Consider the following 7,478-nt stretch of genomic DNA (forward strand, 5'->3'; position numbering starts at 1 on the left):
GGTACTTCTTCGGTGCTGCCATGACTCTCATCCTCCGTGAGTTGAGAGCCTCCACCGAACCCGGGGCGCTTCACCTCCTCATCGCTGCCCTGATCCTACGTGCCCGTGACAACGCGCGTCAGGCCGTCAGTGTGACCATCGTCGAGGATCTCGACGCACAGCCCGTCGTCCTCTGGTCGGTCGGTGATCACACTTACTCGCGTCCCCTGACGGCCCCGGAAGCCAACGAAGGAAACGAGTTGTTGGCGACGACGGGTTACGTGTTTTCCCGCTATCCGGATCGCCTCGCGCTCCAGCGGCGTTCACCACCCGCGCAACGCGCATGCATGGCCGTCGCGCTCGCCGGCATCATCGTCGCGGTGGTCGGCTTCCTCGTTTCCCTCATCCCGATCGTGTGGTGACGGTAGTCAGTCGTACACGCGGTGCACGTGCCAGTGTCCGCCCGCGTCAGCGAATACATCGAACACGAAACTCTGCCCAGCCCGGCTAGCCTGAAACCGCCACCCGTCGCACTGTTCCGCCACATTCAACACGACCGCACCGGAGCGCCCAGACGTGTAGGGGGTGTCAGTCACGATCCATCGCCGACCATCGAGCACCATCCGCGTCGGCACCCCGTGGGTCAACCAAACGGTGACGAAGTGATCGATAACTGGCGCTCGCATGACAGTTGCGTCTAGAACAAATATTCGGGACACGCTAGCGTGTATCCGGGAGGACGCAGTGGGCGCGAATCGGCGTTACGCGGCACGCTGAGCGCTTGGCGAGGACCGGGACTTCGCAGACGCTCACGGATGCGGAGTTGGACCTTGCCCACCAGCCGACGACGCGTGATCCTCGACCGAAGAAGGTGCGCGCATGGGTGCGGTTCAGGAACTCCCCCGCCGAGGTCGACGCGCTTGTTCATGCGTGGACCGAGCGTGCGGCGGCGATCAGCTTCGAGTTGGCCGGGAAGACGTACCGCACCTGGGTGTGGGCATCCGCGGTCCGCTCGCCGCCACGATAGCCAGCCCATGTCCATCATCTCACCCGGCGCATGGCGGGTGACGGTCGGGGCTGCCCGGGTCAGTCGGACTCGACCGCGACGCTCACCTGAAACTCGCACGACCCGGCGGCCGATCGCCGGGCTGAGCCAGCCGGGCACGCCTGCAGCAACCACCGCTCAAGCGGGCACTTCGGAGAGCGCTACCGGGTGTGTTGCAAGCGGGATCACCGACATCTTCGAGTAGGGAGCTATCGGAAGACTATCGAGGATGGCATGGAGCTCGTCGTTGCTAGCGACGTCGAAGATCGAGTAGTTCGCGAACGCACCGACGACCCGCCATAGGTGTCGCCAATGACCTGACTCTTGCAGTTCCTGCGACGCCACCCGTTCACGCCCAAGGAGTTCTGTTCGCTCACCATCCGGCATGGAAAGAGGAATCGCCACATCCATCCTTACGAGAAAGAGCATGGCCCCCCTCAATCCTCTCGCGGGTCGCTCATGTTCGCGGCCTTACCTAGAGCGCTCTGAATCGCAGATGCAATCGGCAGGAGGTCGATATCCCGGCCGGGGCGACCGATCACCTGGAGACCCGCCGGCAACTCCTCGCCTGGCCCCCACATCGGAATCGTCACAACGGGAAAGTCGAGGAAGCTCCAGGGCACTGTGAAGAGCTTTAGGGTCGCTCGTTGGTACGCCCGCTCTTCCGCGGGCACGCCGCCGTCGAAATCCGCGTGCGGAGTCTTGATCGGCACGGTCGGCATCAGCAGGACATCCCTGTCACCGAGACGCTCAGCGACGACGGCTTGAAGCCGTGGACGCCCTTGCAGTGCGTCCACGTACCGCCACCCCGGGATTTCCGAAGCTGCACGGAGTCGATCAAGAACCTCAGGATCGTACAAGTGAGGTTGGCGCTCCATCATGTCGTGGTGTATGGCGACCGACTCTGCCGACAGCATCGACAGGTGTGCGTGAGTCGTCTCGTCAACCTCGGGGAGCGATACGGTATCGACAAAAACTCCGAGCTCGCGAATAGCCGCCAGCGCGGCCTCGAATGCATGGCTGACGAATGCGTCCATTTCAGACATGAGGTCGCAGGCTACGACACCTGCCGACCACGGACCGGGTGCGACAGAGACGTCCGTCTGCCGGATCACAGACGAGCCGGAGAGTGCCTCAAGTACCGTGTACGTATCAGCCACCGAAGCAGCGATTGGTCCGACGGTGTCGAAGGATGGGCCGAACGGGAAGACACCGTCCGTGCTGATGATGTGAGAAGAAGGCTTCAAGCCGACTGTTCCGCACATCGCTGAAGGGATGCGTACCGAGCCAGCTGTATCCGTACCTATCGCGAACGGCACGAGTCCTGCGGCGACCGCGGCGGCCGAACCGCTGCTGGATCCGCCGGTCATCAACCTGTGGTCATAGGGATTCAGAGCTGCGCCTGTGTGCGCTCTGTCCCCCGTCGGCCCATATGCGAACTGATGCGTGTGCGCTTTTCCGATGATGACCGCCCCGGCGTTTCGGAGGGCGACCACTACCGCAGCATCCTGCTCTGGGACGTGGTGCTCAAAGTGCCGGGAGCCCATCGTGGTCACGACCCCAGCAGTATCGATCAGGTCCTTGACCGCCGTCGGGATTCCGTGAAGGGGTCCACGATCCTTCTCATCCGCAAGCTCTGCATCGAGCATTGCCGCGTGCGCCAGGGCACCCTCTCGATCGAGTGTCACGAAGCAATTGATCACCGCGCCGATAGTCTCGGCGGCTTCGAGAGCGCGCGTCACCAGTTCGACCGACGTCACCTTGCCGGCGCGAAGCGCACCGCCCAGCGTCGCTATCGATTCACCCGCGAACGGGCCACTGCCCACTGATCGATCGGTCACGATGCCTCCTCCTGGCCTGGAAAGGTGATGATCTGACGAAGCGCGAGGCCATCAGCCAACGCGTCCATCGCCTCGTTGATCTCCTCGAGTTCGATACGGCCAGAGATGAGCGCCTCCACCGGCAGCCTTCCCGCACGCCACAGTTCGACGAACTTCGGAATGTCGCGCTGCGGCACCGCCGACCCCAGGTAGCTACCAACCACCGTACGGGCTTCAGCAGTCAATGTGAGCGGAGACAGCGTGCTGAGGTCGCTGGGACCGGGAAGCCCAACGGTAGCAGTGATGCCGCCTGGCGCGGTTAACTCAAATGCGACGTCGAACGCGGCAGCTCGGCCAGCGGCTTCCAGCACGTGGGTCCCGCGGATACCGGCAGCGCGAGCCTCCCCCGTCGTGTAGGTGGCAGATGCACCGAGTTGTCTTGCGAATTCAAGCTTGTCGGGGCTCGTGTCTACACCCACAACTGTGACCCCCTCAAGCGCCAGGGCCGTTATCAGCGCGGCCATGCCGACGCCACCAAGGCCGACCACGATGACCGTGTCCCCCGTTGTCGGTTGCAACGAGTTGAGCACGGCTCCACCACCCGTCAGCACGGCGCACCCGAGCAGCGCCGCCACGTCGGCGGGCACATCCTGATCGATGCGAACGATCGAGTTCTGATTCACGACCGCATGGCTCGCGAAAGCCGAGACTCCCAGGTGATGGAACACCTGTTCACCATCCCGCGTTAATCGAATATGGTCGCCCAGAAGGACGCCACGTCCGTTCGCAGCCGAGCCGACTTCGCAAGGGATGCGACCATTAGTCGCACAAGCATCACAATTTCCGCATCGCGGCAGGAACGTCAGCACAACCCGGTCCCCGATCGCCAAACCCGAGACATCTTCGCCGAGCATCGTGATGATGCCCGCCGCTTCATGGCCCAGCAGGAGAGGTGTCTGTCGCCGGCGCGTGCCGTCGACGACAGAAAGATCGGAATGGCAGATGCTCGCGGCTTCAAGGCGCACCATGACCTCGCCCGCACCCGGCTGTTCCAACTGAATCGTGGAGACCCGCAAGGGCCGCGACTGAGCATAAGGCCGAGGCGCTTCCATCTGTTCCAGCACCGCACCAAGGACCGAAATCGTCCTCTGCCCCGTTGATACGACCTCGGGTCGGGCGTCAGGTCGCGTCTGCGTCATCATCAATCCTCAGCTTGGCTCCGAAGTAGCCGGCGATCGCGGTGATCGCCGCCAGGATGATCAGGATCGTGGAGACTGGCCAGGAGGCTCCGCCCGAGAGACTGAGGCTCCAGGTTGCGATGAACGGAAGGAATCCGGCGAGTGCACCGGCGACGTTGTACCCGAGCGCCACTCCGGTATAGCGGACGCGCGCAGGGAATAGTTCCGTGAGCAATGTGCCGGTGACGGCGTAGGAGATCGAAACAATCGCAACGCCGGCTGACACGGCGACGATCACGGCCGCCGGGTGGCCCGTGTCGATCAGCATGTAGAGAGGGAACGCACTCAATGCACTGAGCCCTGCGCCAATCATGGTCATGCGCCCCGCTCCGATTCGTTCGGACAGGCGGCCAACAACAAGAACGAGGACACCCTGGACGACGGCCGCGATCGTGGTCGCATTGACGAGTAGTTGACGGTCAAGCCCGAGCGTGCTCGTTCCGTAACTGACCGCGAATGTCGTCATGACATAGAAGCCCCCCACACCGAGCAGCGCCGCACCCACAGCGACGAGCAGTCGACCCCACGCGGTCTTGAATACCTCTGCGGCCGGGATCTTGGCGACCTGCTCCTGCTTCACGAATTCCTCAAAGACAGGCGACTCTTCCACACGAATGCGAATGACCACAGCGATGATGAGCAGCGGGAACGCGGCCAAGAAGGGCAGGCGCCAACCCCAGGCGTCGAATACATCGTTCGGGAACAGAAGGACAAGCGCAAACGCTCCCGAAGACAGCAGGGTGCCCACTGGGGAGCCAAGCTGGACAAGCGCAGAGTAGCGACCGCGCTTCTCGACCGGCGAGTGCTCGACGGCAAGCGTCATGGCCCCACCCCATTCGCCGCCGACTGCGAGACCCTGGAGAAGGCGGAGGACGGCAAGAAGGATCGGAGCTGCGAGTCCGATGCTTCCGAAGTCCGGGAGAAGACCGATCAAGCCGGTGGCGAGACCGATGAGGATGATGGTGAGGATCAGGGTCGGTTTGCGACCCATCCGGTCTCCCATGAACCCGAAGATGACCGATCCCAGCGGGCGTGCTGCGAACCCAACCCCGAAAGTCGCAAGCGCCGCGAGCGTCCCAGCCGTCGGATGCAAGTCAGTGAAGAAGAGTCTGTTGAAGACGAGTGCGGCCGCGGTGCCGAAGAGGAAATAGTCGTACCACTCCAGCGCGGTCCCAACAAAGGCTGCCCTTGCAACTCGACCCGCTTCGTTGCTGTCTATGTGCGTCACTTCTTGCCGTCCCTTTACAGCAGATGTCATGTTTGATCTCATTCCTTGAGTCCAGGAACGCGGTACAGCTTCGCGCCGCGTGTTCGGGATATTCGCAAACCGATCGCTGAACGAGTCAGAAGGCTGCAATGCCGCGTCGTTCGTCAGCTTCTTCAATCTTGCGAGCGGTGTCAGAGAATTGCTATCTCATCTCATTCCATATACATGCTCAAGCTATGTAGATTTATGACATGCCTGTGCACGATGCCGCCCGCCGCATGTTCGCCTTTATCCAGGATGAAGGCACCGAGGACGCCCCACTGCGCCTGATGGAAAATCTTGCCGCAGATCCCGACTTGAGCGATCTTGTGCAGATTGCCCGTCGAATCCGTGAAACCCTCAATCGCGGAGCGGCACGCGAGAGCCTCCTGCGGGTACTTTTCGACACCGCAACCGATCTGGCCGCCATCACCGACTACGAGAAGGTTCTGCGCACGATCGTTCGTCGCACGCGCGTTCTGTTGGGGACGGATATGGCATACATCAGCTTGAATGACTACGAATCCGGTGAGACGTACATGCGCACCACCGATGGCGTGATCACCGACGCGTACCGAGGCATTCGGATGCCTCTCGGTACCGGTGTGCTGGGGCGGGTCGCGGCTGGCAATGCGTCCGCACAGACGGCTGATTACCTCACGGATCCGGCCATCGTTCGGCACCACGGGATCGACGACATAGTCGACCAAGAAGGCGTCAAGTCACTCCTCGGAGCACCCTTGCGAAGCGGCGGCAACCTGATGGGTGCACTCCTCGTGGGCAATCGATACCGACACCGTTTCTCTGCGGAAGAGGTCTCCACCGTCGAGTCCATCGCGTCGCTCGCTTCGGTCGCTCTCAACAATGCTCGGCACCTCCAAGAAATGCACAACCTGCTCTCCCAGCACGATGCCACCCGCCAGATGCTCGATGACCAGGTCCAGCAGCTCGAACACATCAGCACCCACGAACGACTCCTCACGGAGTGTGTCGTCGCGCCGAATCCACTTGATGAGCTCGTGAGTGTGCTGCAAACCGAACTTGGCCTGGCGATAGCGGTCCTCGACGCTTCCGAGACCAAGATCGCCGGAGATCTCATCCCGTCCACGCCCCCGGTCCCGCATACGGAGGCGTTTGTTGCAACCGTAGCGAACCGATCCCTCGGTCGCATCGTCACCGCAGGGCAGCTCTCAGAGGCACAACGTCGACTCGTGTCTCGCTCGGCACTCGTCCTCAGCGTGATACTCCTGATGGAAGAATCTCGTTTTCATGCGGATCAGCGACAGCAATCAGAGCTTCTCGAGCTTCTCGTGAGTCCGACCCGCAGTGATTCTGCTGGCGCCTTGCGACGCTCTGCGAAGTTCGGTATTCGTGCAGGCTCGCAAGCGCACGTCAGCGTCCTCGAAGTCGGCGATGCAGAGTTGGATCAGGTACTCCCTCTCGTCAGGCACTTGCTCGGCGAGTCCAGCGGGATCGCCTCGCTGAAAGATCAGCTTGTCGTCGTCGTGAGCGGCGCTTTCGATGGCAGTCAGATTCATAAGGCGCTCCACCAGCGCGGGGTGCGAGCGACGGTCGGTTTCGCATCTCGCGCTCTCGACGAAGAGCTTTTGGCCAGCGCCTACGACGCAGCAAGGGCGACGTTGGATGTCCTCCTTGCACTCGACCTCACGAACAGCGCAGTCCACCACGACCAGCTGGGGATCGCCGGAATGCTCTTCCGCTATAGCCCTGCGGGATTCGGATCAGAACTCGTAGATACAATACTCGGACCCTTGCGTCAATACGACGCGACTCGCGGCACCTCACTCACGGAGACCGCGTGGCGGTACCTGAGTAACGATCGACATCACGATGCAACCGCCCAAGACCTGCACATCCACCCGAGCACCGTCCGTCAACGAGTGAGCAGGATCAGCCAATTGCTCGGAAGCGGATGGGACGCGGGGTATCGAAAGCTCGATATCCAGATCGCGCTGCAGATGTGGAAACTGCGCCAACACATACAACGCAACCCATAGACGACCCCTCAGTGTACGACCTGAGCAAGCTTCGTCGAGCGGATACGGAGAGATGAGTTGAAGCGCCCCGGGTTTCGTGGAGGCTCGGTTATCTGGGACCGGCTCCGACGGGAACCTGTTCTCCAACGTAGC

The 7,478-nt window shown here is 62.0% G+C and carries 6 protein-coding genes; 2 read left to right on the forward strand and 4 right to left on the reverse strand.

The annotated features are described in order from the left end of the window. On the forward strand, nucleotides 1-401 hold a 401-nt coding region (locus tag CJ226_RS17635; protein ID WP_219720005.1), incomplete at its 5' end, for a hypothetical protein. A 761-nt stretch (nucleotides 402-1,162) separates the two neighbouring features. Here CJ226_RS17635 and CJ226_RS17650 read toward each other — a convergent pair. The 4 genes from CJ226_RS17650 to CJ226_RS17665 are packed head-to-tail and all read right to left on the reverse strand — an operon-like array spanning nucleotide 1,163 to nucleotide 5,466. After that, the gene (locus CJ226_RS17650; protein WP_102209975.1) at nucleotides 1,163-1,453 is read right to left on the reverse strand and encodes a muconolactone Delta-isomerase; all 291 of its coding nucleotides are present in this window, start codon (nucleotides 1,451-1,453) and stop codon (nucleotides 1,163-1,165) included. Between the two features lie 8 nt (nucleotides 1,454-1,461). After that, nucleotides 1,462-2,865, reverse strand: coding sequence for an amidase (locus CJ226_RS17655; protein ID WP_180964653.1), 1,404 nt, complete (start codon nucleotides 2,863-2,865; stop codon nucleotides 1,462-1,464). Continuing rightward, nucleotides 2,862-3,986, reverse strand: coding sequence for an alcohol dehydrogenase catalytic domain-containing protein (locus CJ226_RS17660; RefSeq protein ID WP_219720007.1), 1,125 nt, complete (start codon nucleotides 3,984-3,986; stop codon nucleotides 2,862-2,864). Before CJ226_RS17660 ends, CJ226_RS17655 begins: the two co-directional genes overlap by 4 nt. Nucleotides 3,987-4,023: 37 nt before the next feature. After that, complete coding sequence (locus CJ226_RS17665; RefSeq protein WP_308409693.1) at nucleotides 4,024-5,466, reverse strand: MFS transporter; 1,443 nt, start codon at nucleotides 5,464-5,466, stop codon at nucleotides 4,024-4,026. A 74-nt stretch (nucleotides 5,467-5,540) separates the two neighbouring features. Between CJ226_RS17665 and CJ226_RS17670 the strand changes: the two genes are divergently transcribed. Continuing rightward, a complete protein-coding gene (locus tag CJ226_RS17670) occupies nucleotides 5,541-7,346 on the forward strand; it encodes a GAF domain-containing protein (protein ID WP_102209979.1) in 1,806 nt (601 codons plus the stop codon). Nucleotides 7,347-7,478: the final 132 nt, after the last annotated feature.

The organism is Microbacterium sp. UMB0228 (assembly GCF_002871415.1).
Taxonomy (GTDB): domain Bacteria; phylum Actinomycetota; class Actinomycetes; order Actinomycetales; family Microbacteriaceae; genus Microbacterium.